The sequence below is a fragment of the Micromonospora sp. NPDC126480 genome (assembly GCF_040302465.1).
GTDB lineage: Bacteria > Actinomycetota > Actinomycetes > Mycobacteriales > Micromonosporaceae > Micromonospora.
This window is the reverse complement of sequence record NZ_JBEORU010000025.1, coordinates 77,114-102,639: the sequence shown is the minus strand read 5'-3', so window position 1 is coordinate 102,639 and position 25,526 is coordinate 77,114. Positions and strand designations below refer to the sequence as shown.

General features: G+C 74.7%; 28 protein-coding genes. 9 read left to right on the top strand and 19 right to left on the bottom strand.

Annotated features, from left to right (window positions below; genetic code table 11):
• Positions 1-342 precede the first annotated feature (342 nt).
• Positions 343-1,281, top strand: a complete 939-nt coding sequence (locus ABTW87_RS22170) for an RDD family protein (RefSeq protein ID WP_350652846.1) — start codon at positions 343-345, stop codon at positions 1,279-1,281.
• Positions 1,278-2,381, top strand: a complete 1,104-nt coding sequence (gene hisC / locus ABTW87_RS22165; RefSeq protein WP_350652845.1) for a histidinol-phosphate transaminase — start codon at positions 1,278-1,280, stop codon at positions 2,379-2,381. Before ABTW87_RS22170 ends, hisC begins: the two co-directional genes overlap by 4 nt.
• Positions 2,382-2,443: 62 nt before the next feature.
• Here the strand turns inward: hisC and ABTW87_RS22160 are convergent, their stop codons facing one another.
• The 8 genes from ABTW87_RS22160 to ABTW87_RS22125 form a co-directional block, all read right to left on the bottom strand.
• On the bottom strand, positions 2,444-3,442 hold the full coding sequence (locus tag ABTW87_RS22160; protein ID WP_350652844.1) for a COG1361 family protein: 999 nt from the start codon (positions 3,440-3,442) through the stop codon (positions 2,444-2,446).
• A 25-nt stretch (positions 3,443-3,467) separates the two neighbouring features.
• Entirely contained in the window at positions 3,468-4,010 is a 543-nt protein-coding gene (locus tag ABTW87_RS22155; RefSeq protein ID WP_350652843.1) for a hypothetical protein, read from the bottom strand.
• Positions 4,011-4,069: 59 nt separating this feature from the next.
• Positions 4,070-4,603, bottom strand: a complete 534-nt coding sequence (locus tag ABTW87_RS22150) for a hypothetical protein (RefSeq protein WP_350652842.1) — start codon at positions 4,601-4,603, stop codon at positions 4,070-4,072.
• A 49-nt stretch (positions 4,604-4,652) separates the two neighbouring features.
• Complete coding sequence (locus ABTW87_RS22145; protein ID WP_350652841.1) at positions 4,653-5,906, bottom strand: outer membrane protein assembly factor BamB family protein; 1,254 nt, start codon at positions 5,904-5,906, stop codon at positions 4,653-4,655.
• Between the two features lie 106 nt (positions 5,907-6,012).
• On the bottom strand, positions 6,013-6,471 hold the full coding sequence (locus ABTW87_RS22140; protein WP_350652840.1) for an SRPBCC family protein: 459 nt from the start codon (positions 6,469-6,471) through the stop codon (positions 6,013-6,015).
• Positions 6,472-6,576: 105 nt separating this feature from the next.
• Positions 6,577-6,786 (bottom strand): DUF397 domain-containing protein, encoded by a 210-nt coding sequence (locus ABTW87_RS22135; RefSeq protein WP_350652839.1) that lies wholly within the window; start codon positions 6,784-6,786, stop codon positions 6,577-6,579.
• Between the two features lie 297 nt (positions 6,787-7,083).
• Positions 7,084-8,283 carry a fumarylacetoacetase gene (fahA, locus tag ABTW87_RS22130; RefSeq protein ID WP_350652838.1) on the bottom strand — a complete coding sequence of 400 codons (1,200 nt, stop codon included), beginning with the start codon at positions 8,281-8,283 and terminating at the stop codon, positions 7,084-7,086.
• The gene (locus tag ABTW87_RS22125; protein WP_350652837.1) at positions 8,280-9,143 is read right to left on the bottom strand and encodes a hypothetical protein; all 864 of its coding nucleotides are present in this window, start codon (positions 9,141-9,143) and stop codon (positions 8,280-8,282) included. The genes fahA and ABTW87_RS22125 overlap by 4 nt, the downstream gene beginning before the upstream one ends.
• An 81-nt stretch (positions 9,144-9,224) precedes the next feature.
• On the opposite strand from ABTW87_RS22125, the gene ABTW87_RS22120 reads away from it, so the two are divergent.
• Entirely contained in the window at positions 9,225-10,391 is a 1,167-nt protein-coding gene (locus tag ABTW87_RS22120; protein WP_350652836.1) for a homogentisate 1,2-dioxygenase, read from the top strand.
• Between the two features lie 4 nt (positions 10,392-10,395).
• On the opposite strand, the gene ABTW87_RS22115 is transcribed toward ABTW87_RS22120, so the two are convergent.
• The 4 genes from ABTW87_RS22115 to ABTW87_RS22100 are packed head-to-tail and all read right to left on the bottom strand — an operon-like array spanning position 10,396 to position 13,171.
• Positions 10,396-11,424: a tetratricopeptide repeat protein gene (locus tag ABTW87_RS22115; protein ID WP_350652835.1), complete on the bottom strand. Its 1,029-nt coding sequence runs from the start codon at positions 11,422-11,424 to the stop codon at positions 10,396-10,398.
• A gap of 10 nt (positions 11,425-11,434) precedes the next feature.
• Positions 11,435-11,917, bottom strand: coding sequence for a 2-C-methyl-D-erythritol 2,4-cyclodiphosphate synthase (ispF, locus tag ABTW87_RS22110; protein WP_350652834.1), 483 nt, complete (start codon positions 11,915-11,917; stop codon positions 11,435-11,437).
• 16 nt (positions 11,918-11,933) lie between these two features.
• Entirely contained in the window at positions 11,934-12,629 is a 696-nt protein-coding gene (ispD, locus tag ABTW87_RS22105; RefSeq protein ID WP_350652833.1) for a 2-C-methyl-D-erythritol 4-phosphate cytidylyltransferase, read from the bottom strand.
• A 56-nt stretch (positions 12,630-12,685) separates the two neighbouring features.
• Complete coding sequence (locus ABTW87_RS22100) at positions 12,686-13,171, bottom strand: CarD family transcriptional regulator (RefSeq protein ID WP_007073334.1); 486 nt, start codon at positions 13,169-13,171, stop codon at positions 12,686-12,688.
• A gap of 327 nt (positions 13,172-13,498) precedes the next feature.
• Here ABTW87_RS22100 and ABTW87_RS22095 point away from each other — a divergent pair, with 327 nt between their 5' ends.
• A complete protein-coding gene (locus ABTW87_RS22095; protein ID WP_350652832.1) occupies positions 13,499-14,176 on the top strand; it encodes a hypothetical protein in 678 nt (225 codons plus the stop codon).
• An 8-nt stretch (positions 14,177-14,184) separates the two neighbouring features.
• Here ABTW87_RS22095 and ABTW87_RS22090 read toward each other — a convergent pair whose 3' ends face one another.
• Genes ABTW87_RS22090 through ABTW87_RS22075 form a run of 4 tightly spaced genes read right to left on the bottom strand, consistent with a single transcriptional unit; the run spans position 14,185 to position 17,823 of the window.
• Complete coding sequence (locus tag ABTW87_RS22090; RefSeq protein WP_350652831.1) at positions 14,185-14,775, bottom strand: hypothetical protein; 591 nt, start codon at positions 14,773-14,775, stop codon at positions 14,185-14,187.
• 16 nt (positions 14,776-14,791) lie between these two features.
• Positions 14,792-15,850, bottom strand: a complete 1,059-nt coding sequence (locus tag ABTW87_RS22085) for a type III polyketide synthase (RefSeq protein WP_350652830.1) — start codon at positions 15,848-15,850, stop codon at positions 14,792-14,794.
• Between the two features lie 26 nt (positions 15,851-15,876).
• Positions 15,877-17,043, bottom strand: coding sequence for an acyl-CoA dehydrogenase family protein (locus tag ABTW87_RS22080; RefSeq protein WP_350652829.1), 1,167 nt, complete (start codon positions 17,041-17,043; stop codon positions 15,877-15,879).
• Between the two features lie 42 nt (positions 17,044-17,085).
• On the bottom strand, positions 17,086-17,823 hold the full coding sequence (locus ABTW87_RS22075) for a methyltransferase domain-containing protein (RefSeq protein WP_350652828.1): 738 nt from the start codon (positions 17,821-17,823) through the stop codon (positions 17,086-17,088).
• A gap of 46 nt (positions 17,824-17,869) precedes the next feature.
• Here ABTW87_RS22075 and ABTW87_RS22070 point away from each other — a divergent pair, with 46 nt between their 5' ends.
• The 4 genes from ABTW87_RS22070 to disA all read left to right on the top strand — a co-directional run bounded on the left by ABTW87_RS22070 (position 17,870) and on the right by disA (position 22,435).
• Positions 17,870-18,721, top strand: a complete 852-nt coding sequence (locus tag ABTW87_RS22070; protein ID WP_350652827.1) for a UbiA family prenyltransferase — start codon at positions 17,870-17,872, stop codon at positions 18,719-18,721.
• Between the two features lie 139 nt (positions 18,722-18,860).
• Positions 18,861-19,589, top strand: a complete 729-nt coding sequence (locus ABTW87_RS22065; protein ID WP_350652826.1) for a hypothetical protein — start codon at positions 18,861-18,863, stop codon at positions 19,587-19,589.
• An 88-nt stretch (positions 19,590-19,677) separates the two neighbouring features.
• Positions 19,678-21,129 carry a DNA repair protein RadA gene (radA, locus tag ABTW87_RS22060; RefSeq protein WP_350652825.1) on the top strand — a complete coding sequence of 484 codons (1,452 nt, stop codon included), beginning with the start codon at positions 19,678-19,680 and terminating at the stop codon, positions 21,127-21,129.
• A 130-nt stretch (positions 21,130-21,259) separates the two neighbouring features.
• The gene (gene disA / locus ABTW87_RS22055) at positions 21,260-22,435 is read left to right on the top strand and encodes a DNA integrity scanning diadenylate cyclase DisA (RefSeq protein WP_350652824.1); all 1,176 of its coding nucleotides are present in this window, start codon (positions 21,260-21,262) and stop codon (positions 22,433-22,435) included.
• 84 nt (positions 22,436-22,519) lie between these two features.
• On the opposite strand, the gene ABTW87_RS22050 is transcribed toward disA, so the two are convergent.
• From ABTW87_RS22050 to ABTW87_RS22040, 3 genes are all read right to left on the bottom strand, one after another.
• Positions 22,520-23,248, bottom strand: a complete 729-nt coding sequence (locus ABTW87_RS22050; RefSeq protein ID WP_350652823.1) for a hypothetical protein — start codon at positions 23,246-23,248, stop codon at positions 22,520-22,522.
• A gap of 148 nt (positions 23,249-23,396) precedes the next feature.
• The gene (locus tag ABTW87_RS22045) at positions 23,397-23,957 is read right to left on the bottom strand and encodes a peptide deformylase (protein WP_350652822.1); all 561 of its coding nucleotides are present in this window, start codon (positions 23,955-23,957) and stop codon (positions 23,397-23,399) included.
• Positions 23,954-24,466 carry a glycine cleavage system transcriptional repressor gene (locus ABTW87_RS22040; protein WP_350652821.1) on the bottom strand — a complete coding sequence of 171 codons (513 nt, stop codon included), beginning with the start codon at positions 24,464-24,466 and terminating at the stop codon, positions 23,954-23,956. Before ABTW87_RS22040 ends, ABTW87_RS22045 begins: the two co-directional genes overlap by 4 nt.
• Positions 24,467-24,607: 141 nt before the next feature.
• Between ABTW87_RS22040 and ABTW87_RS22035 the strand changes: the two genes are divergently transcribed.
• On the top strand, positions 24,608-25,507 hold the full coding sequence (locus ABTW87_RS22035) for an iron-sulfur binding domain-containing protein (protein WP_350652820.1): 900 nt from the start codon (positions 24,608-24,610) through the stop codon (positions 25,505-25,507).
• Positions 25,508-25,526 lie beyond the last annotated feature (19 nt).

The window sequence follows — 25,526 nt, the reverse complement described above, 5'->3', positions numbered from 1 at the left end:
CTTGGTCGTCTTGAAGGATCGACGCGATGGCCGTCTCTTATCTACGCAACACGCCCATCACGGGCAAGTCGTACACCACTTCCGTGGACGCAACCACATGGGTCGTCAGAGAAGTCGGCTGCACAGCCTGCCCGCAACTATCGGCAAGGCACGCTCCAAACCTCCCTTAACACCACACCCCGTGGCACAGGAACCGTCGTCGTTAAGGTTGCACCGTGAGCGTGAGGAGTGAGACGGGTTTGCGAGTCGCCCAGGCGTCAACTGAGATGGCGCCGTGAGCGAGCGAATCATGCGGCCAGGTACGGCGAAAACGGACGGCAGCGAGCGCAAGGAGGCGACGCCGTGAGCGTCGCACCCGGTTGGTACGTCGACCCGGCCGACCCGGAGACGCGACGGTACTGGGACGGCGAGGGCTGGATCGGCGCGCCCATCCCGGTCGACGCCACGCCGCCCGAGGGCCCCCCGCCGCCCGAGCCACCCGCCGCCGAGCCACCGCCCGCGCCCGTCTCCCCGGCCGCCGGGCAGCCGCCGGCCGGCCCCGCCCCGGCCACGCCGGGCGGCCCGACCGCCGCACCGCCGGCCGCCGCACCGCCGGGCGGCTGGCCGCCGCACGCCGCACCGCCGCACGGGTACGGCCCGCCGCCGGGCTGGCCGTACCCGACCTGGCCGGGACGTCCGCCGGAGCCGCGCCCGCACGGGCTGCCGCTGGCCGGATACGGGGCCCGCCTGACGGCCCGACTCATCGACTTCGCCGTCGTCTTCGCGCTCAACGCCGCCGTGAACTCCTTCTTCGTCTGGCGGCTGGTCCAGGAGTTCCGGCCCACGTACGCGGAGTGGTGGCGGCGCGTCCAGAACGGCGAGATGACATCTGATCCGCTGCCCCAGCCCGGTGCCCAGGCGGAATCACTGCTGATCGTCATCCTGCTGATCGCCACGGCGCTCTGGCTGGCGTACGAGGTGCCGGCCATGGCGGCCGGCGGGCAGACGTTCGGCAAGCGGGTGATGGGCATCAAGGCGGTGCCGCTCGCCGCCGACCAGCCGCTCGGGATGGGCCGGGCGCTGCGGCGGTGGAACACGCTGGGCCTGCCCACGCTGCTCTGGTACTGCTGCGGCCTGGGCCTGCTGCTCCAACTCTTCGACGCGATCTCCCCGCTCTTCGACCACCCGCTCCGGCAGGCCCTGCACGACAAGCGGGCGCAGACCGTGGTGGTCCAGGTTCCGCGGGAGCCCCGCACCCCCGCCCCGAAAGACCGCACCACACCCCCGGGAGACACCCCATGACCGACACCGGACGTCACCAGCCGGCGCTGCGGCTGACCCGCGCCGATCTCGACGCGCTACCCAACTACGTACCCGGTCGCAGCCCGGCCGACCTGGCCCGGGAGCTGGGCCTGCCCGAGGCGATCAAGCTGGCCAGCAACGAGGTGCCGTACGGCCCGCTGCCCGGTGTCGTGGAGGCGGTCGCCGAGGCCGCCGCCGGGGTGCACCGCTACCCGGACATGGGCGTGGTGGCGCTGCGGCAGGCGCTGGCCGAGCGGTACGCGGTGGACCCGGAGCGGATCGCCACCGGCTGCGGGTCGGTGGCGCTGGCCGAGCACCTGGTCCGGGCCACCTGCCTGCCCGGCGACGAGCTGCTCTACGCGTGGCGCTCGTTCGAGGCGTACCCGATCATCGCGGCGACCAGCGGGGCGACAAGCGTGCGGGTCCCGAACGACGCCGGGCACGGGCACGACCTGGCCGCGATGGCCGCGGCCGTGACCGACCGGACCCGGATGATCCTGGTCTGCAACCCGAACAACCCCACCGGTACGGCGGTGCGGCGCGCCGAGCTGGACCGCTTCCTCGACGCGGTGCCGGACGACGTGCTGGTGGTCATCGACGAGGCGTACCGGGAGTTCGTCACCGACCCGGAGGTGCCGGACGGCCTGACGTACGCGGACCGGCCGAACGTGGCGGTGCTGCGGACCCTGTCGAAGGCATGGGGCCTCGCCGGCCTGCGGATCGGCTGGCTGGTCGCCCAGCCGGCGGTGGCGGCGGCGGTTCGCAAGGTCGTCACGCCGTTCTCCACGAGCATGGCCGCGCAGGCCGGCGCGCTGGCGGCGCTGGCACAGGCCGGCGAGGTGGAGCGGCGCTGCGCGCTGGTCGTGGCCGAGCGCGAGCGGGTCACCGAGGCGCTGCGCAAGCTCGTCCCGGACGTGCCGGACAGCCAGGCGAACTTCGTGTGGCTGCCGCTGGGCGACCGGTCGGTGGACTTCGGCAAGGCGTGCGAGTCGCGCGGGGTGATCGTACGGCCGTTCCCGGGCGACGGGGTGCGGGTCACGATCGGAACTCCGGCCGAGAACGACGCGTTCCTGGCCGCGGCGGAGGCCGCGCTGGGCTGAGCCCGCACGACGATGTACCGGGCCGGTCCGCCATCCCCCAGCGGACCGGCCCGGACGTCTTCTCAGGCGGCCGGCACGGTGGGCCGGAACCGGGCCCGCCGCCGGTACGCGTAGACCGCGAACAGTGCCAGCACCAGACCGGAGGTGACCAGGCCACCGGTCAGCACGTCGGCGGAGCTGTCGGCGGCGCTCACCGTCGCCGGGCCGGATCCGAAACTGACCGTGCCGCTGGCTGAGCGCCGGGTCCAGCCGCTGGCCAGGTCGAGCTTGGCCGACCACGGCCCGTCCGGCAGGCGCGGGTCGAGGACCACCCGCACGGTCGTGGTGCCGCCGAGCGCCAGGGTGCCCGCCTCGACCTTCACCGGGCCCGTCGACAGCCCGCCCGGCCCGTCGGTGAGCCGCAGCTCGCCGGCCAGGTCGAGGGCCCGCCGGCCGGTGTTGCGCACCTCGGCCGTGACGACCGGCGTGCCGTCCGCCCGCCGGCTGCCGGTGAGGGTTCCGATCTCGAAGCCGGAGGGCGGCTCGCCGCCGGGCCCCACGGAGAGGTACACCCGCACACCGGCGCGACCGATCTGGCGCACGTTCTTCTCGCCGGTGCCGGAAACCTCGGCCCACACCACGGCGTACCGCTCCCCCGCCTCGGCGTCGCGCGGGACCGCGATCGTCACCAGCGCCTCGGTCGCCCGGCCGGCAGCGAGCCGCTTCTGGTCGGGTTCGATGGTGATCCAGCTGCTCAGCTCGTTTGCGGTGCGCCCGGGCGCGAGGACGAAGCCGTCCGGGCCGACATCGGCGGCGGCGGCGTAGAGCGAGACCTCCCGTTCGATCTCCGAGGAGTTCTCCGCCATGACGCGGCGCTTGATGGTCGAGCCCGGCCGCACGTGGTCGACGATGTACATGTGCGCGCGGCTGTCGTCCCGGCGGTTGACCGGCGCGTCGAGGAGCCGGATCCCGACCGACGCGGCAGGGCCGCGCGGACCACCGCTCGGGCTGGCGCTGGGCTTCGCGGCGGCGGGGACGGGCGTGACCAACGCCGGCACCCCGGCGGTGACCAGGACGGTCACCGCCAGGGCGAGGGCGCGGGCCGGGTCATGCCACCGAATGGGTGATCACTCCCGAGTAGGTGCCGCCGACCGCGCTCGCCGGCACCGTGATCCGGATGTCCGGCGCCCAGGTGGCGGAGTTGTTGCCGCTGCCGGAGGTCTTCGAGAAGGCCGTCCGGGGGACGTTCAGCGTGACCGCGCCGGCCTGGGTGGGCTGGCCCGGTACGAAGACGCCGGTGCCGGTGGTGGCGAGCGCCGGGCCGGACCAGTACTCGACGAGGTTGGGCAGGATGGTCTCCTCGGCACTGCCGCCGCCGGTGGTGAACGCGGTACTGGTGACCGTGGCCGTCCAGGTGGCGGCGAGCGCCGAGCGGCTGTCGGTCACCGTGACGTTGCCGAGCTCACCGGTGATGCTGTTGCCGGCGAAGACGGCGCCGAGGTTGATCGCCGGCGGGACGGAGATGTCCAGGTTGGCGGTCGAGACGGTGAAGGTGACGATGGTGTCGCCGGACGGCGCGGCGGCGGCGGGGCTGGCCAGTGCCACCGCGGCGGCCGCGGCGGCGGTCAAGGTCAGAAGTGGCTTCCTCATAGGCTCACGTTAAGGGGCGCAAACGGTGTGAAAGGGCATGATTCGGGCAAATCACCCAGTCAGGCTACCGAATGCGTGATCGTGCCCGAGTAGACGCCGGCAACGATCCCGGCCGGGATGGCGACCCGGACGGTCGGCGACCAGCGCATGTTGTTGTTGCCGTTCCCGGAGGTCTTCCGGAACGCCTCGCGGGTCACGTCCAGCGTCACGGCCTGCGCCTGGGTGGGCTGACCGGGCACCAGGGTGCCGCCGCCGGTGCTCCGGGTGGCCGGCCCCGACCAGTAGCGGATCTGGTCGCGGGTGATGGTGCGCTGCGGGCCGCCGGCACCGGTCACGAAGATGGTCGCGGACACGGTGGCGACCCAGGTGTTCGGGTTCGTCGGCCCACGCTGGTCGCGCACCTCGACGGTGCCGAGCGCGCCGGTGAGCGTCCCGCCGGCGAAGCCCACGCCCAGGTTGACCGAGGCCGGGACGGTGATGTCCACGCCCACGGTGAGCCGGGACAGGGCCATTTGCGGCGCCGGGGCAGCGGCCACCGGAGCGGCGTCACCGAGGACCAGGATCGCGCAGGACAGGGCAGCCAGAACACGCACGTGTGTGACTATAAATAACTAATGTCCGTTTTGTCGAGCCTGATCGCCGTCACGTCGCGGCTAGCAGCACCGGCTCGGAGGTGAAGAAGTAGCGCTGGTCGTCCGCCTCCGGATCCACCGGTACGCGGAGTCGTTCCACCGCCAGGTACCCGTCGACCGCGTACGCGGCCCCCGGCGCCCAGGACGTCCCGTCGGAGCCGGCGGTGAGCGCGAACCTCGACCGCTGCGCCCCGCTGGCCGGGTCCACCGTCACCAGGTCGTTCGCCGGGGTCAAGAGGTGCACCCGGTCCGGCTCGACGGCGAGCACGCGGGCACCACCCAGGTCACCCCGGCGCCACCGTTCGGTCCCCGTCCGCGCCTCCCGGCCCACCGGCACGCCGTCCATGATCCCGACCGCGGTGCCACCGGCGAGCACGGTGCCCGGCCGGTCCAGCACCGGCGCCGCGACCGGCTCGCCGGCACCGAGCAGCCAGCCCTGGGCGGCGTCGTCGCCCGACCCGCCGACGGTACGCAGCGCCGTGCACCCGACCCGGCCGGTACCGCAGCCGAGTGGCGTGACGAGCAGCCCCGCCCCGGTCCCGGGCGGGCGCCACCGGGTGCCCACCGTGCCGGTCGTGGCGTCCCGGAACTCGACCTCGGCCGTCCCGGCACACGAGTCGACGCTCACCACCCGGCCGGTCGCCGTGCTGCCGACCGCGTCGCGGCATCCCCCGTCGACGTCGGCCCGCCAGAGCCGCCGCCCGTCGGCCAGGTCGACGGCGACCAGCGAGTCCTCGCCGGCGGTCACCACCACCGAGCGGCCGCCCGCCGGGCTGACGAGGAGCCCGTCGGGGTCCCACACCGTCGCCGCGCCGGTCCGCCGCGCCGTACGCTCCCGCTCCGGCGTCGGCCCCTCGGACCGCCAGGCGACCCGACCGGTCCGCGCGTCCACGGCCACCAGCAGGCCGTCGGACCACCGCGTCACGACGGTGGTCCCGGTCGCGACCACGCCGTCCAGCTCGGCCGGCCAGCGGCGGTACGACCAGTACGGTGTCGTCCGGTGCCGGTGGTCCACCGGGCGGTCGGCGTAGACCTGCCGCTGCGCCGCGTACACCCGGAGTCGGCCGTCGACGACAAGCGGGGCCACCGGCAGGCGCGCGACCACGCCCGGGGCCGGGGCCGGGGCGGTCGGGTAGCCGTCCGTCGCGGGCGTACTGACCTCGGCTGGGGCGAGCACCCGGTAGACCGTGGCCGCCACCGCGACGGCGACCAGCAGGACCGCCGCCGCCAGCATCAGTCGCCGCCGGCCCTTCGGGAACCCCATGCGCACCTCCGCCCGGCACCCTACCCAGCGCGGCGCGGCGGGCCACCGTGAGGTTGCCGGAGCGTCCGACGGTCGCCGTGGCCGTCGACCGCCCCGCTCGTGCCGGTCAGGCGGCGTCGGTCGCGCGGGTGGCGGCGGCCAGGTCGGCGAGGTCCCGCCGGAGGGCGCCCTCGACCACCCGGGCGGCGAGCCCGCCGAGCAGCAGCGCGACGACCCGGCCGTACGGCGCGGACGGGATCGCCTCCTGGGTGACCGTGACCACCGTGCGGCGCCGGCGCGCCACCGGTCGCAGCGTCCACGTGACCCGGTAGTCCACCCCCGCACCGGGCGAGCTGAGCACCAGCCGTCGCGGCGGCTCGACGGCGACCACGACGAACTCCTCGATGAGCGCCGACCCGTCCGGCTGCGACCGCACCTCCCGCCAGGCGGTGCCGGGGCCGAACCGGCCGGGGGTCAACACCTCGACACCGCGGGTGGCGCGGGTGCGGACGGTCAGGTCGGTCAGCAGGCGCCACACGTCGACCGCGTGGGCCTCGATGGACCGCGTGACCGTCACCCGCGACATGCCACCTCCCGTGGCGTCGACGGTACGCCGCGTGAGCGCGGAACGGGGCCCCGTGGGCGGAATTTCCCGACCGGTGAGGCCCCCCGCGGCGCCGACCGGGACGGGTCAGCGGTCGAACTGTCCCGTCTGGATCGCCCGGACGAACGCGGTCCACCCCGGCGGGCTGACCGTCAGCGCGGGACCGGACCGGTCCTTCGAGTCGCGTACGGCCACCACGCCGAGCGCGTCGACCAGGTTGTCGGCCACCTCCACGCAGAGCCCCTGGTCGTTGGAGCGGCTGCTGGTACGCCAGACCGCACCCGAAAGATCGTTCATGCTCACCCTCCTGTCGATGGACGCCAGCCGACAGCCGGGCCGGGACCGAAGGGGGAGCTCGGGCCCGGCCCGGCGCGGCACAGCGACGGAATCCGGTCGATCAACGCAGGAGGAACGGCCGCCGGTCGGACGACCTGTGCGACTTGGCGTCCCGTTCACGGGACGACGGACCCGGCGTACGTCACGACCGGCCGCGTGCGGACGCGTGGCCGCGCCTGCACGCGGGTGCCGGGTCGGCGCGGGTGCCGGGGAAGGCGCGGGTGCCGGGTCGGCGCGGGAGCCGGGACCGGCCCCGGGTCAGCGGGGCGGGAGGATGGTGCCGGTGACCTCGCCGAGGGCGAGGGTCGTGCCGTCCGGGCCGGGCGCGGTGGCGGTCACCGTGACGGTGTCGCCGTCCTCCAGGAAGGTGCGCTCCCCGCCACCGACCTTCACCGGTTCCGTGCCGCCCCAGGTCAGTTCCAGGAACGAGCCGACCTGGTGCCGCTCCGGCCCGGACACGGTGCCGGAGGCGTACAGGTCGCCGGTGCGCAGGGACGCTCCGTTGACGGTCAGGTGGGCCAGCTGCTGGGCCGGCGTCCAGTACATGGTGGCGAACGGCGGCTCGCTGACCCGCTCGCCGTTCCACTCGACGGTGAGGCGCAGGTCGAGACCGAGGTGGGGTTCGTCGCGCAGGTAGTCGGCGACCGACGGGTCCTGGGCCGGCGCCGGTACGAACGCCGGGCCGAGCGCCTCCAGCGGAGTCACCCACGCCGAGACCGAGGTCGCGAAGGACTTGCCGAGGAACGGGCCGAGGGGCTGGTACTCCCAGGCCTGGATGTCCCGGGCCGACCAGTCGTTGACCAGGACCACGCCGAACACGTGGTCGGCGAAGTCGGCGGCGGCGACCCGGTGGCCCAGCGGGCTCGGTACGCCCACCACGAAGCCGACCTCCGCCTCGATGTCGAGCCGGACCGAGGGGCCGGTCACCGGGCCCTGCGGGGTGGCCCGCTGCCCCTGCGGGCGCACGACGGGCGTGCCGGAGACGACGACCGTGCCGGCCCGGCCGTGGTAGCCGATCGGCAGGTGCTTCCAGTTGGGCAGCAGCGGCGGCTGACCGGGCCGGAAGATCTGCCCGACGTTGGCGGCGTGGTGCTCCGACGAGTAGAAGTCCACGTAGTCCGCCACCTCGAACGGCAGCAGCAGCTCGGCGTCCGCCAGCGGCACGAGCAGCGGCTCGACCGCGGCCCGGTGGGCGTCGTCGGTGAGCAGCTCGGTGATCCGTTGCCGGACGGTGGTCCACTGGGGACGGCCGAGCGCCATGAACTCGTTCAGCCGGGGCCGGCCCAGCGCACCGGCGGCCAGCACCAGGCCGGCCGCCTCGGCACCGCCCAGGTCCAGCACGTGGTCGCCGACGCGCACGCCCACCCGTGGTTCCTGCCCGGCGCGGCGGAACACCCCGTACGGCAGGTTGTGCACGCCGTACGGCGATTCCTCGGCGCCCGTCACCCAGGTCGTCATGCCTCGAAGCCCCCGTTCACCAGCCCCAGCCGGATCAGATCGGTTAGTGGTTCCAGGATGCTGCACGAGCCGTAACCGACCCAGAGGGGACGCGCCGCGGCCAGCCCGTCCTCGATGGGCTGGAGCAGGGGCCGGGGATCGGTCGCGATCAGCAGCTCGGTGACCCGCTCCACCCCGGCGCCGCCGGCGGCGGCGAGCGCGGCGGCCAGCACGTTGGCGAAGCCGTGGTGGGTGAAACCGGTCTCCGGGTCGAGGTGCCGCACCGCGTTGTGCAGCCCGGCGGTCAGCTTGAACGGCAGCTCCCGGTCGCGGCAGGCGCAGATCACCGCGGCCAGCTCGGCGGGCGTGGGGAACAGCTCGGCGGCGAGCCCGCCGGTGCGGAACTTGGCCGCGACCGGCGCGCCGGCGGCGCGGGCGCCGGCGAGCGTGTCGAGCGCGCCCATCAGGCCGAAGGTCAGTGGGATCTCGGCGTAAACGGTCGTCCCGGCCAGTCGCCGGGCCAGCGCCAGCGACTCGGCAAGGCCGGGCTGCGGGTCCTCGCCGCGCTTGGCGACCGCCACCTCGACCTGGCGCATCGTGACGCCCGTCGGCAGTCCCGCCAGCGCGGCGGGCAGGCCGTCCAGGCCGGTGTCGCCGATCAGCCCCACCACGAGACCGTCGGCCGGGTCGACGAGGGGGTGCAGGTCGCGGGCGGTCACCGCGGACGCGGGCACCAGCAGCGGGCCGACCAGGTCGGCGTACCAGGAGGCGCGGTGTCGCTTATGCGCCGCGACGGCGTCGGGCAGCGGCGCGCTGCCGGGCGGGAAGACCGCGGCGTCGTCGACGAGGCCGGCCAGGAGCCGGGGCAGCTGCGTTGACACGACACAACAATGTACGGGACGCTACAAGGAGCGGACAACAGCGTCCGATAATCGGACGCCTCGGTACTCCGGGAGGGCGAGATGCCGTACTACCGCCGCGTCGGTGAGGTGCCGCGCAAGCGCCACACCCAGTTCCGGCAGCCCGACGGGCGCCTCTACGCCGAGGAGCTGATGGGCCAGGAGGGCTTCTCCTCCGACTCGTCCCTGCTCTACCACCGGCACGCGCCGACCGCGATCGTGGCGGCCGAGGAGTTCACCCCGCCGCCCGTCACCCGGACGCCGAACCTCCCGCTCAAGCCCCGCCACCTGCGCACCCACAAGCTGGACGCCGCCGGCGCCGACCCGGTGCTCGGCCGGCAGTACCTGCTCGCCAACGACGACGTCCGCATCGCGTACGTGCTGGCCGACCGGCCGTCCCCGCTGTTCCGCGACGCCACCGGCGACCACTGCCTGTACGTCGAGTCCGGGACACTGCGGGTCGAGTCGACCTTCGGCGTGCTCGACGCGGTCGCCGGCGACTACGTGATCATCCCGACCTCGACCGTCCACCGGCTCGTCCCGACCGGCGCGGAACCGGTCCGGCTGCTGGCCGTCGAGGCCGCCGGCCACATCGGCCCGCCCAAGCGGTACCTGTCGGTGCGGGGACAGTTCCTGGAGCACTCGCCGTACTGCGAGCGGGACGTCCGCGGGCCGGACGCGCCGCTGCTGGTCGACGGCACCGACGTGGAGGTCCTGGTCCGGCACCGTCGGGGGTGGACCCGCCACGTGTACGCCAACCACCCGTTCGACGTGGTCGGCTGGGACGGGCACATGTACCCGTGGGCCTTCTCCATCCACGACTTCGAGCCGATCACCGGGCGGATCCACCAGCCGCCGCCGGTGCACCAGACCTTCCAGGGCCCGAACTTCGTGATCTGCTCGTTCGTCCCGCGCAAGGTCGACTACCACCCGGACGCCATCCCGGTGCCGTACAACCACCACAACGTCGACTCCGACGAGATGCTCTTCTACACCGGCGGCAACTACGAGGCGCGCCGCGGCTCCGGAATCGACCAGGGTTCGATCTCGCTGCACCCGTCGGGGTTCACCCACGGCCCGCAGCCCGGCGCCGCCGAGCGGTCGATCGGGGTGGACTTCTTCGACGAGTTGGCCGTCATGGTCGACACGTTCCGCCCGCTGGACCTGTGCGACGCGGCCACGGCCTGCGAGGACGACGGCTACGCCTGGACCTGGGCGCGCCGGGCCTGACGGTTCACCGGGCGATCGGGCGGGCGATCACCGTCAACTCGGCGAGGGTCGCCACGCCGATCGCCAGGACCAGCGGCCACGGCGTCCCGACCAGGGCGTAGATCAGGATCAGCACCGGAGCGGCGACCGCCGCGTACACGGCCAGGGCCAGGCCACGGTCCGAACGCAGCAGGCTCGGCAGGATCGTCCGGGCCAGGCCGGGCAGCTTCGCGGCATACCGCCACACCACAAGCGCGCCGCCGACGGCCGCGAACACCGCCGCCACCCGCGACAGGCCGCCGCCGCCAACGGCCAGGCAGGCCAGCACCACCGCCGCGACCATCGACCAGCCGGCGCCGAACACGACGAGCTGGCGCAGGCCGGCGGAGAGCGTCCGGCCCGAGTCGACCCGGCCGGGACTCATCGCGGCCGCCTCGGCGAGGTGCTCCAGCGCCTCGCTCCAGCGGCGCTGCTCCAGCCGCAGCACGCCGATGTCGTGCCGCGCCTCGGCGAGCTGCGGATCGAGCCGCAAGGCCTCGGCGTACGCCCGCTCGGCCAGGTCGTACAACTGCATGTTCGCCGCGACCAGGCCGAGCACCAGGTGCGCCTCCGGTTCCTCCGGAGCCAGCTCCACGCCGCGCCAGGCCGCGTTCAGCGCCGGCTGGCCGTTGCGGGAGCCGGCCAGGATGGCGGCGGCGCTGCGCTGGGCGTACGCGTCGTCCGGCCCCAGCGCGAGGATCCGGTCGGCGGTGCGGGCGGCTTCCGCGTACTCCTCCAGATCGGCGAGCGCCATCGCCCGGGCGACCAGGGCCGGAGCCCAGTCGGGGGCGGCGGCGACGGCGCCGTCGGCGGCGGTCCGCGCGTCGGCGGGCCGGCCGGCTGCCAGGTGCACGCGGGACAGCGCGGTCAGTACCGCGGCGTTCTCCGGTTCGAGCGCGACCGCGTAGCCCAGCTCGGCGGCGGCCTCGTCGTACCGGCCCAGCTCAGCGAGGAGCTGGGCCCGTTGGAGGTAGCCGTCGGCGGCGGAGCGGTCGGAGGTCGGGTCGCTGGACATCGCGGCGAGCCTAGGCGGCCGGAGCCTCGTACACCAGGGCCACCGCGATGCCGGTCAGGCCCTCGCCGCGCCCGGGAAAGCCGAGCCCGTCGGTGGTGGCGGCGGAGACGCTGACCGGAGCGCCGACGGCCTCGGACAGCACCCGCTGCGCCTCCTCCCGGCGCGGGCCGATCTTGGGGCGGTTACCGATCACCTGCACCGACACGTTGCCGATGGCGAAGCCGGCCGCCCGGACCCGGCGGGCGCTCTCGGCGAGCAGGGCCACGCCGGGAGCACCGGCCCACTCCGGCTGCCCCACCCCGAAGTTGGCGCCGAGGTCGCCGAGACCGGCGGCGGAGAGCAGCGCGTTGCAGGCGGCGTGGGCGGCCACGTCCGCGTCCGAGTGCCCGGCCAGGCCGTCCTGGCCGGGCCAGTGCAGGCCGGCCACCCAGCAGGGCCGACCGGCCTCGAAGGCGTGCACGTCCGTGCCGATGGCCACCCGCGGAACGATCATGACCCGAGCGTACGCGTCACGCGCCGGCGGTCAGCAGCTGCTCGGCCAGCGCCAGGTCGAACGGGCGGGTGATCTTCAGGGCGTACTCCGATCCGGGCACGCACACCACCGGGACGCCGAGCTTCTCGACCAGGCCCGCGTCGTCGGTGAGCGGATCGGTGGCGGCGGTGTGCGCGGCGGCCAGCACGGCCCGCCGGAACCCCTGCGGGGTCTGCACCGCCCGCAGGGCGGACCGGTCGACCGTGCCGAGGACCTGCTCGCCCGCGCCGACCTCCTTGATCGTGTCGACCACGGGCAGGACGGGGATCACCGCGTCGTGCCCGGCGCGGACCGCCGCGGCGACGGACTCGACCAGCTCGGGCGGCGTCAGCGCCCGGGCCGCGTCGTGCACCAGGACGATCTCGGGACCGGCGGGCACCGCGGCGAGCGCGGCGGCGACCGACTCCTGCCGTTCGGCGCCGCCGGGCACGACGGTGACCGGCGCCACCGGGGCCAGCAACTCGCGGACGGCGGTCAGCTCGCCGGCGGGGGCGGCCACCACGACGGTGCGCACCGACGCGGCGGCGGCGAGCCGGCGGACCGCGTGCACAAGCAGCGGCTCGCCGCCCAGCAGGCGCAGCGCCTTCGGCCGGCCGGGGCCCAGGCGCACCCCGGCACCGGCCGCAGGCACGAGGACCGCGACGTCACCGCGCGGATTGAGCTGCGCGGTCACGTCGCGGTCCTCGGTGGTTTCTTCGCTACGAATCGGGTACGACGATGGAGTGCGGATCAGGCCTCGGTCAGCACCTTGTCGAGCAGCGTCTCCGCCTCGTCCTTGGTGCTCTTCTCGGCCAGCGCGACCTCGCCGACGAGAATGTCGCGGGCCTTGGCGAGCATGCGCTTCTCGCCCGCGGACAGCCCCCGCTCCCGCTCCCGGCGCCACAGGTCGCGGACGACCTCGGCCACCTTCAGCGGATTACCGGAGGCCAGCTTCTCCAGATTCGCCTTGTAACGCCGCGACCAGTTGGTCGGCTCCTCGGTGTGCGGAGCCCGGAGAACGTCGAAGACCTTCCCGAGGCCCTCTTCGCCGACCACCTCGCGCACACCCACGATCTCGGCGTTCTCAGCGGGCACCCGGACCGTAAGGTCACCCTGCGCGACCCTCAGGACGAGATACTGCTTCGGCTCGCCCTTGATGACCCGAGTCTCGATTGCCTCGATGAGTGCGGCCCCGTGGTGGGGGTAAACAACGGTCTCGCCGACACTGAAAACCATAGGTTCGAAACCCCTTTCGCTGTGTCTAGGGTAACACGCTCAGACACCGATGTCCCACCGCTGTCCTGACCGTTGGCGCAGCTCAGGGGCCCTGTGAGAGGGATTTCTTCAGCTTGACAGGCCGCCAAGCCGAAGAATCGAACACGCTCCGTGACGCTCATGTGACGTCCCGGTACGGGTGACGGAAACCCGAGATCAAGGGCGATGCGCTCGCCTCATGGTATCCCGCGGCGCGGTTACGCGCCCAGGTGTAGCGGGAGGAGGCCCGGTGCGGGACGCTGGACGGGAGCCCGCCGCAGGCTCGCGCAGACAATTCCAGGGGGTCCGATGGGCAAGCCCGACGCAGACGACCCCGGACTGCCCGACCTGCCGCCGGAGTGGGGCCGGGTGGTCGTGCCGGACGACGCCTCCGCGCTGGCGGCCGAGGCCGAGCAGGTCCGCCGGGAACTGAGCCGCCAGGCGCCGGAGACCGCCGGGCCGACGCCGCCGCTCGCGCTGCCGCTTCTGGTGCTCCTGGTGGCCGTGGTCACCACGCTCGCGGGGCTGGTCACCGTCACCTGGTCGCGCTCCCCCCGCTCGACGGTGCCGACGTCGACACCCGCCCCGTACGCGCCACCACCCGGGCTCACCGGGCGCTCCCTGCCCGCGCTCGACCTGGTCGACGACGGGCAGCCGGTGCCGCTGCGGAGCCTGGTGCCGGCGCTCATCGTGCTTGCCGACGCGTGCACCTGCCCGGCCGAGCTGGCCGGCGCAGCGTCCGCCGCACCGCGCGGCGTCACCGTGGTCACCGTCGACGCCGACCCGGCCGTACGCGTACCGCCGTCGGCAGCCGTGCGCGCGCTCGAGGACCCAGCGGGCGGCCTGCGCGCCTTCCTGCACCTGCCGGCCCGGGCCGGGACGGCGACCGCGCTGCTGGTGGACCGCACGGGAACGCTCGTGAAGGTGGTCCCCGAGGTCCGCTCGACCGGCGACTACGAACCTGAACTGGCCCGCCTGGGCGGGTGACCTCCGACTCAGGGGAACTCGACCAGCTGAGCCTCGACCCGCAACGGCTGGTCGTTGACCGTCGAGAACGAGACCTGGATCGGCTCACCCGCGCCGGTCATCTCCGTCGCGGTCGTCACCGCGCCGCCGCAGCCGCTGGTCAGGGGTCCGGCGTAGCGGGCTCCGTCGACCACCACCAGCAGTTCCCCCGGCCCGGTGCAGCTGAACCGCAACACGTGGCGAGCGCCGTTCTCGGCTCTCGACGACCGGCGGACCAGCCCGTCCCGGGGCGTGATCGTGGCCCGGTCGCTCCAGATCACGACGCCACGCCACGGCCCGCGGTCCTCCGCCTCGACCCGGGAACCCGGCGTCAGGCCGGCCTGCCCCGCCGCGACCGTCCGGCCGGTGACCGGATCCACCACGACCCGGTTGCCGGTGCCCGCGTCGAGCAGCACGCCGCCGCCCGCCGGAGCGCCCGCGTCCGCCGGGGCCTGGGCCGCCCACCAGACGCCGCCGGCCGTCAGCGAGACAAGCGCGGCCAGCAGGAGAACCAGACCGCGCGCCCGGTCACCGGAGCCCGCACCGACCACCGAGGAGCGGGCCCCCGACTCGGTCCTCATGGGCCGAGGGTAGCGCTCAGCCCTGCCGTTCGAGCAGAGCCGCGTACAGGGTCAGGCCCGGGCCGAACGCCAGCAGCACCATCCGCCCGGGCGGTACGGGTGCCCGGAGCAGCCGGTCCAGGATCAGCAGCACCGTCGGCGAGGAGCAGTTCCCGTGCTCGGCCAGCGTGGCCCGGGACGCCGTCAACGCGTCCGGCGGCAGCCCCAACTCCCGCTCTACCACGTTGAGAATGCGCGGGCCGCCCGGGTGGACCGCCCAACCGTCCACCTCCGACCTGCTGGCGCCGTACCGGGCGAGCAGATCGTCGACCAGCCCCCGCACGTGGGTGGAGAGCACCTGCGGCACCTTCGGCGACAGCCCCATCCGGAAGCCCGTGTCGGTGACGTCCCAGGTCATGTGGTCGGCGGTGGACGTGTCGGTGACCGAGGTGACCTCGCGCAGCGCGTACCCCGGGCCGCCGGGCAGGACCACCGCGGCGACGGCGGCGTCCGAGAAGAGCGCGTGGGAGACGATCTGCTGGGTGTCCACCCGGGCGGTGGACGGCTGGATGTGCAGGCTGGTCAGCTCGGCGCAGAGCAGCAGCGCGGGCCGGCCCCGCGCGGTCACGAAATCGCTCGCCGCGCCCAGCCCGGGCAGCGCGGCGTAGCAGCCCATGTGCCCCACGAACATGCGCTGCGTGTCCGGGGCCATGCCGAGGTCCCGGGCGAGCAGAATGTCCAGGCCCGGGGTGGCGTAGCCGGTGCAGGAGCACACCACGAACAGCCCGATGTCGCCGGCGGCCAGGCCGGCGGCGGTCAGCGCCCGGCCGACCGCCTCCTTGCCCAGCGGCAGCGCCTCCACCTGGTAGCGGCGCATCCGCCGCTCGGTCGGCCAGTCGGAGACGTCCTCCAGCAGCGGATTGACCGCGGCCTGCCGGCGGGTCACCCCGGAGTTGGCGAAGACACGCTCGGCCAGCGCCCGGGTGGTTCCGGAGAAGTGCTTCGAGAAGAAGCCCTCCCACAGTTCGTCCTGGTTGGCCGACGGCGGGTGCGCCGTACCGACCCCCGCGATCACCGGCTCGGCCACGGTGCCCACCTCTCCTCGTGATTCCCCTGCACGTCTCACCAACGAGGAGCCGACCCGTCGCGGTCCGGGTCGCCGCCCAGCGCCGCGATGCCCAGCCAGTCGGCGCAGACGTCGGACGTCGCGGGATGCAGCGAGCCGCAGCGGGCGTCCCGGTAGAGCCGCTCGAGCGGATGCCCGCGCCGGGTGGCCGCCGTCCCGGCCGCCTCCAGCACGGACGCCGCGACGTCGGCGGCCGTGGTGCCGGCGAGCAGCTTCGCCCGCCAGACCCAGCGGTTGGTCTCGGCGTCGCCGGGCGCCTCGTCGACCCGGCGGGCCGCCTCGGCCACCGCCAGGCCGGCCGCCGCGACCGCCGCGTCGGCCCGCCCGAGCCGGGCCCGGACCGCCGGTAGGCCGCCGAGGTTGCGGGCGTTCAGGTGCTCGGCCGCCGCGTCGATCGCGGCCCGGGCGACCCCGACGTACACGGCCGCGTAGCTGGCCACCAACCAGTGCGGCATCAGCTGCGCGACCACCAGGGCGAGCCCCTCGACGCCGCCGAGCAGCCGGTCGGCCGGCACCGTGACGTCCAGGTGCAGGTCGTGCGACGAGGTCGCGCGCATGCCCAGCGAGTCCCAGGTCTCCTCGACGGTCAGCCCGGCGCCGGCCGGCACGAGGAACTGGGACACCACCGAGGGGTCGGCGGAGCTGCGCGCGGCCACCAGGTATCCGTCGGCGTGGCCGGCGCCGGAGCAGAACGTCTTGCTGCCCTTGATCCGCCAGCCCCCGTCGACCGGCTCGTAGACCGTGCTCAGTTGGGAGAGGCGGGCACCGGCACCGGGCTCGCTCATCGCCACCGCGTACCAGGAGCCCTCGGCCGCCGCGCGCAGCAGCCGGTCCCGTGCCGCCAGCGCCTCCTCCGGTACGCCGAGCGCCTCGGCCAGTTCCTCGGTCACCGCGCCCAGCGCGCCGGTCACCGAGGCGTGCATGTTGAAGACCAGGGCGGTGGCACCGTTGCCCCGGGCCAGCTCGGTGGCGACCGCCGCGTACTCGCCGAAGGTCGCACCCAGGCCGCCCAGGTCGCGGGGGACCATCAGACCGAACAGGCCCGCCTCCCGCAGGTCCCGGAAGTCGTCCACCGGGAACGTCCCGTCCCGGTCGTGCTCGGCCGCCCGAGCGGCGAGTCGCGGCGCCAGGCGGCGGGCCGCCTCCACAGCCTGCAGCGTCATGGAACCCCCTTCTCTGCGTCCTGTACCCCCGCCCCGGCTCCGCTATCCCCTCCGGACCCCCCGGCCCTGATACAGGACGGCCGTCGACCAGGTCGACACGATGCGCGGCGCCGCACCGGGGGCGCCGGTGACGCCGCGGGCCCGCCGGGCCAGCCAGGCGAGCACGCCGGTCAGCTGCGGCCGGACACCCCGCACCCGCAGGTCCACGCCGTGCCGGGCGCACTCGGCGACCAGCGCGCGGTCGTCCACGAACAACCGTGGGTCGTGGATCCCGCGCGGCACGGTGGGCAGGCGCTCGCCGATGTGGACGGCGATGAGGCGGCTCAGGGCGGTGTCGTTGAGGGTGTCGAGGACGAGCAGGCCGCCGGGGCGGAGCAGCCGGCATGCCTCGGCGACCGCGCGTCGCCAGTCGGGTACGTGCTCAAGCAGCTCACCCGCGGCCACCACGTCGGCGCAGCCGGACTCGAGCGGCACCGCGGTCACGTCGGCGTTGACCACCGTCACGCCGTGCGCGGCGGCCTGGCGCAACGCCGACACCGTGAGGTCCACCCCCAGGTGCCGGTAACCCTTGCCCTCCAGGTGCGGGGCGAGCAGGCCGGCACCGCAGCCGAGGTCGACCAGGAGGGCGTCGGGGCGCGACGCCACCGGCACGAGCCCCGCACGGGCCTCGGCCAACCAGTGCAGCATCGCGAACGCGCCATCCGGCCGCCACCACTCGCCGGCCAGGTCGTCGTACTGGCGCGGATCGTTGCGCGGCAGGGTGCGGCCCGCGTCTCGCATGGACACGAGCGTGGCACGACTGCCCGGTAACGACCAGACTTCCCTCATGCCGTCCTCAGTGCTAGGGCGGGTGCTCGCCCTGGTCCGGGCCAGCCACCCGGAGCCGGCCGCCGCGGTCACCGCGGTGGCCTGCCTGCTCGCCTGGGGGGTGGGGCACCGGCCGTCCGGCGTCGTCGCCGTCGTGCTCACCGTGGCCGCCAGCCAGCTCGCCGTCGGCTGGGCCAACGACGCGCTCGACGCGCAGCGGGACGCCGCGGTGGGGCGTACCGACAAGCCGGTCGCCGCCGGTGCGGTGAGCCGACGCGCCACGGCCCGGGCCGCCGCGGCCGCCGCGCTCGCCACCCCGGCGCTCGCGCTGGCGACGAACCCGGCCGCCGCGTTGGTCGCCACCGCCGGCCTGGTCTCCGCGCTGTTCTACGACTGGCCGCTCAAGTCGTCGCCGTTGTCGGTGCTCCCCTACGCGGTCTCCTTCGGGTCGCTGCCCGCCTTCGTCGTGCTCGCGCTGCCCGGCGCACCGACGCCGCCGGTCTGGCTGGTCGCCGCCGCGGCACTGCTCGGCGCGGGCGCGCACTTCGCGAACGTGCTGCCCGACCTCGCCGACGACGCCCGCACCGGCGTACGCGGGCTGCCCCACCGCCTCGGGCCGGCCGGGAGCCGGGCCGCCGCCGTCGGCCTGCTGCTCGCCGCGACCGCCGTGCTGGTCCTCGGTCCGCCCGGGGCGCCGTCACCGGTCGGGCTCGCCGCGGTCGCGGCCGCCGTCGTGGTGCCGGCCCTGACCTGGTACGGCGGGCGCGCGTCCGCCCGGGCCGGGGCCCGGTCGGTGGCGGCCTTCCGAGCGGTGATGGCGATCGCCCTCATCGACGTCGTTCTGCTCGTCACCAGCGGTCCGGTGGTCTGACCGGCACCCCTGGGAGGTGGTATCCCCGGGTCGGCGTGCGGGTGTGGATCAGGCCCAACTACCCTTAACCGCGGTCTGCGCGGGCATGGCCACCGTGCCCGGCGTACGGCCGGGTGGGATCGTGACGAGGAGGACCGACGTGACGCGCTCGATCAGGGGTTCCCGGCGGGCGGCCCTGCTGGTTTCCGGCGTGGCGGCGACGACCGGACTGCTGCTGTCCGGGTGCGGCACCGGCCAGGTCTCGGAGACCGCCAACAAGGTGCCGTCGGTCCAGGGCGTGAACGCCGAGACCGCCAACGGCGAGTACGCGGTCCGGGGCCTCCTGCTCGCGTTCCCCGGCACCGACGGCTACGAGGCCGGCGCGAACGCCGTCCTGAACGCGGTGATCTACAACGACTCACCCAACCCGGTCACCGTCACCGTCACCACCGAGGACGCCCGCGAGGTCGTCGTCACCGCCACCGACGCCACCGCCGCCCCCGCGGCCCCGTCGCCGACGGAGAGCCCGTCGGCCACGCCGTCGCCGGAGGGCACCGCCTCGCCGGGTCCGGACGCCACCCCCACCGGGAGCCCGTCGCCGACCGCCTCGGCCACACAGCCGGCTCAGATCGACATCCCCGCGCTCAGCTACGTGCAGCTCAACACCGAGGGTCAGCAGGTGCTGCAGCTCATCGGCCTGGACGAGTCGCTGCGCTCCGGCCAGAACGTCTTCGTGACCTTCGACTTCGGCGACGGCAACACGATCACCGCGCCGGCCCCGGTGGCCGTGCCGCTGACCCCGGCGGCGCCCCCGTCGCCGATCATCGAGCGGGAGGGCGGCTACGAGGGCCAGGAAGGGCACGGCGGCGAGGGCGGCGCCGGGCACTGACCCACCGGCGGTCCACGGCACCGCCGGCGCTGGTGAACACCACCACGCCGGCGGTGCTTTCGTCGTAGCCGGGGGTTAACGTCCCGGGGTGACCACTTCACGATCCACCTCGCCACGCTCCGGCACCGCCGGCGGTCGCGGTCGCGCCGCCCGCGAGCCCCGCCCGGCGTACGAGTGCGACGCCTGCGGCCATCAGCCGCCGAAGTGGGTCGGGCGCTGCCCGGAATGCGGCGAGTGGGGCTCGGTCGTCGAGTGCACGCTGACCGGCCCGACCGTCTCCGGCCGGGTGGTCAGCTCGCGGATGCCGGCCGAGCCGGCCCGGCCGATCGCGACCATCAGTGCCGCCCCGGCCCGGGCCCGCCCGACCGGGGTCAGCGAGCTCGACCGGGTGCTCGGCGGCGGCCTGGTCCCGGGTGCGGTGGTGCTGCTCGCCGGGGAGCCCGGGGTCGGCAAGTCGACCCTGCTGCTCGACGTGGCCCAGCAGTGGGCCGCCGGTGGCGGCAGCCCCTCGCTGGTGGTCAGCGGCGAGGAGTCGGTCAGTCAGGTCCGCCTGCGTGCCGAGCGGATGGGCACCCTGCACGACCAGCTCTACCTGGCCGCCGAGAGCGACCTCGCCGCGGTGCTCGGTCACCTCGACGCCGTCAAGCCGGGCCTGCTGGTGCTCGACTCGGTGCAGACGATCTCCACCACCGGCACCGAGGGGGTGCCCGGCGGGGTCACCCAGGTCCGGGCGGTCACGGCCGCGCTGGTCGCGGTCGCCAAGGAGCGCGGCATCGCGACCGTGCTGGTGGGCCACGTCACCAAGGACGGCCAGGTCGCCGGGCCACGGGTCCTGGAGCACCTGGTCGACGTGGTGCTGCACTTCGAGGGCGACAAGCACTCGTCGCTGCGGATGGTGCGTGGTGTGAAGAACCGGTTCGGCGCGGCCGACGAGGTCGGCTGCTTCGAGATGCACGAAGGGGGCATCACCAGCCTGGCCGACCCGTCCGGGCTGTTCCTGACCCGCTACTCCGAGCCGGTGCCGGGCACCTGCGTCACGGTGGCCATGGAAGGGCGGCGGGCCCTGGTCACCGAGGTGCAGGCGCTGATCGGGGCGACGGTGGCCGGGTCGCCCAGACGCACCGTCTCGGGGCTCGACTCGGCCCGGCTGGCCATGGTCCTGGCGGTGCTGCAGCGACGCACCGAGCGGTTGACGCTGCACGACCGGGAGGTCTTCGCGGCCACCGTCGGGGGAATACGCGTCGTCGAACCGGCCGCCGACCTGGCCGTCGCCCTCGCGGTCGCCTCCGGCGGGCTGAATCTCGCGATCGCACCGCACCTCGTGGCGATCGGGGAGGTCGGCCTCACCGGCGAAGTGCGCCGGGTGGGTGCGGTGCCACGCCGGCTCGCCGAGGCCGCCCGCCTCGGCTTCCGGCTCGCGCTCGTGCCGCCCGGCTGCGGTCCGGAGAGCACCGGTGTGCGCACCGACCAGATGCGGGTGATCGAGGTCACCGACGTCCGGGCGGCCCTCCAGGCCGTCGCGCGGGCGTCCGCGGAGTGAACGGGACGGACCCGAGGGGCGATACCGGGTCAGCCCGGGCAGGTGGTGCGGGCGGGGCGGAGAGCGGCATCGTGACACATCACAGTAACCACGACAGCACCCACCGCACGGCAGTCCGTAGACTGTGCCCGTGCCGATCGACCGCGACACCACCAAGCCTGCCGGCGCGACGCCCCACGCCCGCACCGGCGCCGTGGGTTCGCCCGCCCGTCCGATCAGCGTGAACGTGACCGGAGGCGGCGTCGGCGACCCCTTGCGCGCCAACCTGGCCCTGATGGCGCCGGGCACCGCCCTGCGCGACGGCCTGGAGCGGATCCTGCGCGGGCGCACGGGCGCCCTGATCGTCCTGGGTTACGACAAGGTGGTCGAGAGCCTCTGCACCGGCGGCTTCCCCCTCGACGTGGAGTTCTCCGCGACCCGGGTCCGGGAGCTGTGCAAGATGGACGGCGCGGTCGTGCTGTCCAGCGACGGCACCCGGATCGTCCGGGCGGCGGTGCACCTGATGCCCGACCCGTCCATCCCCACCGAGGAGTCCGGCACCCGCCACCGCACGGCCGAGCGGGTCGCCCGGCAGACCGGCTACCCGGTCATCTCGGTGAGCCAGTCGATGCGGATCATCAGCCTCTACGTCAACGGCCAGCGGCACGTGCTGGACGACTCGGCGGCGATCCTCTCCCGGGCCAACCAGGCCCTCGCCACGCTCGAGCGCTACAAGCTGCGCCTGGACGAGGTCTCCGGCACCCTGTCGGCCCTCGAGATCGAGGATCTGGTCACCGTTCGGGACGCGGTCGCCGTCGTCCAGCGCCTGGAGATGGTGCGCCGGATCGCCGACGAGATCGCCGGCTACGTGGTCGAGCTGGGCACCGACGGTCGCCTGCTCGCGCTCCAACTCGACGAGCTGATGGCCGGCGTGGACGCCGACCGCACCCTCGTCATCCGGGACTACCTGCCCGCCGGCCGCAAGTCGCGCACCCTCGACGAGGCGCTGGTCGAGCTGGACCTGCTGAACGCGACCGAGCTGATCGACCTGGTCGCGGTCGCCAAGGCGATCGGCTACCCGGCCGCCTCCGACGCGTTGGACGCCGCGGTGAGCCCGCGCGGGTTCCGGCTGCTGGCCAAGGTGCCGCGGCTGCCGGTGGCGATCGTCGACCGCCTCGTGGGTCACTTCGGCAGCCTCCAGCGGCTGCTCGGTGCGACCGTGGAGGACCTGCAGGCCGTCGAGGGGGTCGGGGACGCCCGGGCCCGGGGGGTCCGGGAGGGCCTGTCCCGGCTCGCCGAGGCGTCGATCCTGGAACGCTACGTCTGAGGCCCGCCGCCGGGTTCGGCCGTGCGCGGCGCGGAGGTGCGCCGGCGCGGTGCGCGGCGCCGATGTGCGTGCCGGCTCGGCCGGTCAGCCGGTGATGGTCAGCCGGACCGGCGCGCTGAGCTTGGTCCCGACGCGCGCGAGCACCTGGTACGTGCCGGCCGGCGGGACGGGGCCGGCCGCCACCCCGTCGGCGCAGCGGCTGGCGTCCTTGCCGTTCCAGGTGAGCTGGTAGGAGCGCTCGAAGTTCGGCGTGAACGACTGCACGTCGGAGCCCTTGCCCGTGCCGCACGTGTCGGAGGACCAGACCGTCGCGGCGCCCGACTTGATGAACAGCTCCTGCAGGTCCGCGCCGACGTCCCGGCTGCACGTCCGGTCCGAGCTGTTCCTGATCTTCAGTTGCAGGTCGACGGCAGCGCCGCGGCTCACCGTGGCGGGCCGCGCGACGGCGGTCACCTTGATCTCCTCGTCGGTGCAGGTGCCCGCGTCGACGACCGGGGCGACCGGAACCGGGCCGTTCGTGGTGGTCGCCCCCGACGACGGCGTGGCCGAGGGACCGTCCCCGCCGGCGTCTCCCGAACCGTCGTCCGAACCGTCACCCGGTGACGGCGTACCCGTCCGCGGCGTGAGCACCGAACCCGTCGGGTCAGGCGTCGCGCCGGACGAGGCCGCGGTGCCGCCCGGGCGGCCGGGGTCGTCGTCGGAGCGGCTGCACGAGTAGAGCACGACAATCAGGAGAAGGAGCACCGCGCCGAGGACGACGGCGCGACGCCGCCAGTAAACGGCGGGGGGCAGGGGGCCGACCGTCAGACGCATGATGCCCCCACCGTAGCGGCGTCGCGCACCGCAGACGGCAGCGACGCGCCGGGCCGTCCGCAGCTCCTCGGAGCGGTCCTCCACTCACGACAGTCACGGCCGCCCAGGGTGTTCCACCGGCGACGCACGGTGCCCGTCACCGGACCTGTCAGAGGTAGACCTTGCGCTGGTAGACGGCGTGCGCGCCAGCGACCCGGTCGAGAAAGAGCAGACCCGCGCAGTGGTCGATCTCGTGCTGCAGGGCACGCGCCTCGAACGCGTCGGTGACCAACCGGACCACCTTCCCGGTCCCGGGCAGCGCACCCTCCACCACCACGCGACCGGCACGCTTCACATCGCCGGTCAGGTCCGGTACGGACATGCAACCTTCCCGGCCGGCCTTCCACCGGCTGGCCTCCACCACCGTCGCGTTGCACAGCACGAAGGTGCCGTGCACCGTGCCGGCCTTCGGATGACCGGTGACGTCCACCGCGAACACCTGCGAGCCGACACCGATCTGCGGAGCGGCCAGCCCGACGCACCCGGGGGACACCCGCATGGTGGCGACCAGGTCGGCCGCGAGGCGTACGGTCTCCTCGGCGGTCGGGTCGACCGTGTCGCCGGCTCGGCTGAGGACCGCCGCCGGCGCGGACACCACCGCCCGCACCTCCCCCGTGCCCAGGACGTCGAGGGTCCAGTCGCCGAGGCCGGCGTACTCCTCGCCGTTCACAGCACGTCCGGATCGGCCGGCCGGAGAGTGACGTCGACGCCCAGCTCGGCGGCGGTCGACGCCAACCGCCCCGCCACCTTCTCGGCCGCGCCCGCCGGCAGGTCCACCTCGGCGACGACGACGTAGAGCGAGCCCGCCAGCCGGGTGCTCAGGTCCGTCACGTTGCCGCCCGCCTCGGCGAGCACCCGGGTCATGGCGGCGACGATGCCCATCCGGTCGGCGCCGTGCACCGCCATCACGTGCGGCTCGCCGCTCGGCACGGCGGCGCCGTCCGGCGTCACCGCGCGTACGGTCGCCAGCAACTGACCATCGGCGGCCAGCGGCGCCAGCGCGGCCTCGACGTCGGCGGCGGCCGGGCCCACGCAGATCAGGGTCATCGCGAAGTGGCCCCGCAGCCGCGTCATCGTGCTGTCGGTGAGGTTCGCGCCGAGGCCGGCGAGCACCTCGGCGACGTCGGCGACGATGCCCGGCCGGTCCCGGCCGATGACGGTGATGGCGAGCTCGTTCATCCCGGCATTCTCCCCGACCGGCCCGGCGCCGCGTCGCGGGACCTGCCCGGGTGGCCAGCCACCGGGACAGGTGGACGGTGGTCGGCGCGGTCAGATGCCTCCGCCGGGGCCCGCCCCGGCCGTGACATGATCGGCGGCGCGATGACTGAACCGACCTTCGCCACCCTGGTCAGCCGGTGGTACGAGCGCAACGCCCGCGACCTGCCGTGGCGTCGCCCGGACGTCACCCCGTGGGCCATCCTCGTGAGCGAGGTGATGCTCCAGCAGACCCCGGTCGTCCGGGTCGTGCCGGCGTGGGAGGCGTGGCTCGCCCGCTGGCCCGAGCCGGCGGACCTGGCTGCGGACACCCCGGCCGAGGCGATCCGGATGTGGGGACGGCTCGGCTACCCGCGACGGGCGGTACGGCTGCGGGAGTGCGCGGTGGCGATCGTGGAGCGGCACGGCGGGCAGGTCCCGGACCGGCTGGAGCAGCTCCTGGCGTTGCCGGGTGTCGGGACGTACACCGCGCGGGCGGTGGCCGCCTTCGCGTACGGGCAACGCCAGCCGGTGGTCGACACCAACGTACGGCGGGTGGTCTGCCGAGCGGTCGCCGGCGAGCCGGACGCGGGCCCGACCACACGCCCCGCCGACCTGGTCGCGACCGAGCAGCTGTTGCCGGTGGATCCGGCCGCCGCCGCGCTGGCCAGTGCCGCCTTCATGGAGCTGGGGGCGACGGTCTGCACCGCGCGGTCACCGCAGTGCGCGATCTGCCCCGTCGAGTCGGTCTGCGTGTGGCGTGCCTCCGGGCGGGCGGCTCCGGCCGGCCCGACCCGGCGCCCCCAGCGGTACGCGGGCACCGACCGCCAGGTACGCGGACTGCTGCTCGGTGTCCTCCGGGAGGCCACCGGGCCGGTGCCCCGCCAGCGCCTCGACCAGGTGTGGACCGACGACGTGCAGCGCTCGCGGGCGTTGGCGGCGCTGGTGAAGGACGGGCTGGTGGAGCCGGTCGGCGAGGCGTCCTTCCGGCTGGTCGGCGACGGCCCGCCGATCCCGGTCCCCTGAGCGCCCTCGTCAACTGAGC

Bases quoted from the DNA above. Each gene is read 5' to 3' on its own strand.
- hisC (WP_350652845.1), top strand. From the start codon at position 1,278: ATGACCGACACCGGACGTCACCAGCCGGCGCTGCGGCTGACCCGCGCC.
- ABTW87_RS22155 (WP_350652843.1), bottom strand. From the start codon at position 4,010: ATGAGGAAGCCACTTCTGACCTTGACCGCCGCCGCGGCCGCCGCGGTG.
- ABTW87_RS22145 (WP_350652841.1), bottom strand. From the start codon at position 5,906: ATGGGGTTCCCGAAGGGCCGGCGGCGACTGATGCTGGCGGCGGCGGTC.
- ABTW87_RS22140 (WP_350652840.1), bottom strand. From the start codon at position 6,471: ATGTCGCGGGTGACGGTCACGCGGTCCATCGAGGCCCACGCGGTCGAC.
- ABTW87_RS22135 (WP_350652839.1), bottom strand. From the start codon at position 6,786: ATGAACGATCTTTCGGGTGCGGTCTGGCGTACCAGCAGCCGCTCCAAC.
- fahA (WP_350652838.1), bottom strand. From the start codon at position 8,283: ATGACGACCTGGGTGACGGGCGCCGAGGAATCGCCGTACGGCGTGCAC.
- ABTW87_RS22120 (WP_350652836.1), top strand. From the start codon at position 9,225: ATGCCGTACTACCGCCGCGTCGGTGAGGTGCCGCGCAAGCGCCACACC.
- ABTW87_RS22115 (WP_350652835.1), bottom strand. From the start codon at position 11,424: ATGTCCAGCGACCCGACCTCCGACCGCTCCGCCGCCGACGGCTACCTC.
- ispF (WP_350652834.1), bottom strand. From the start codon at position 11,917: ATGATCGTTCCGCGGGTGGCCATCGGCACGGACGTGCACGCCTTCGAG.
- ABTW87_RS22100 (WP_007073334.1), bottom strand. From the start codon at position 13,171: ATGGTTTTCAGTGTCGGCGAGACCGTTGTTTACCCCCACCACGGGGCC.
- ABTW87_RS22095 (WP_350652832.1), top strand. From the start codon at position 13,499: ATGGGCAAGCCCGACGCAGACGACCCCGGACTGCCCGACCTGCCGCCG.
- ABTW87_RS22090 (WP_350652831.1), bottom strand. From the start codon at position 14,775: ATGAGGACCGAGTCGGGGGCCCGCTCCTCGGTGGTCGGTGCGGGCTCC.
- ABTW87_RS22080 (WP_350652829.1), bottom strand. From the start codon at position 17,043: ATGACGCTGCAGGCTGTGGAGGCGGCCCGCCGCCTGGCGCCGCGACTC.
- ABTW87_RS22075 (WP_350652828.1), bottom strand. From the start codon at position 17,823: ATGCGAGACGCGGGCCGCACCCTGCCGCGCAACGATCCGCGCCAGTAC.
- ABTW87_RS22070 (WP_350652827.1), top strand. From the start codon at position 17,870: ATGCCGTCCTCAGTGCTAGGGCGGGTGCTCGCCCTGGTCCGGGCCAGC.
- ABTW87_RS22050 (WP_350652823.1), bottom strand. From the start codon at position 23,248: ATGCGTCTGACGGTCGGCCCCCTGCCCCCCGCCGTTTACTGGCGGCGT.
- ABTW87_RS22040 (WP_350652821.1), bottom strand. From the start codon at position 24,466: ATGAACGAGCTCGCCATCACCGTCATCGGCCGGGACCGGCCGGGCATC.
- ABTW87_RS22035 (WP_350652820.1), top strand. From the start codon at position 24,608: ATGACTGAACCGACCTTCGCCACCCTGGTCAGCCGGTGGTACGAGCGC.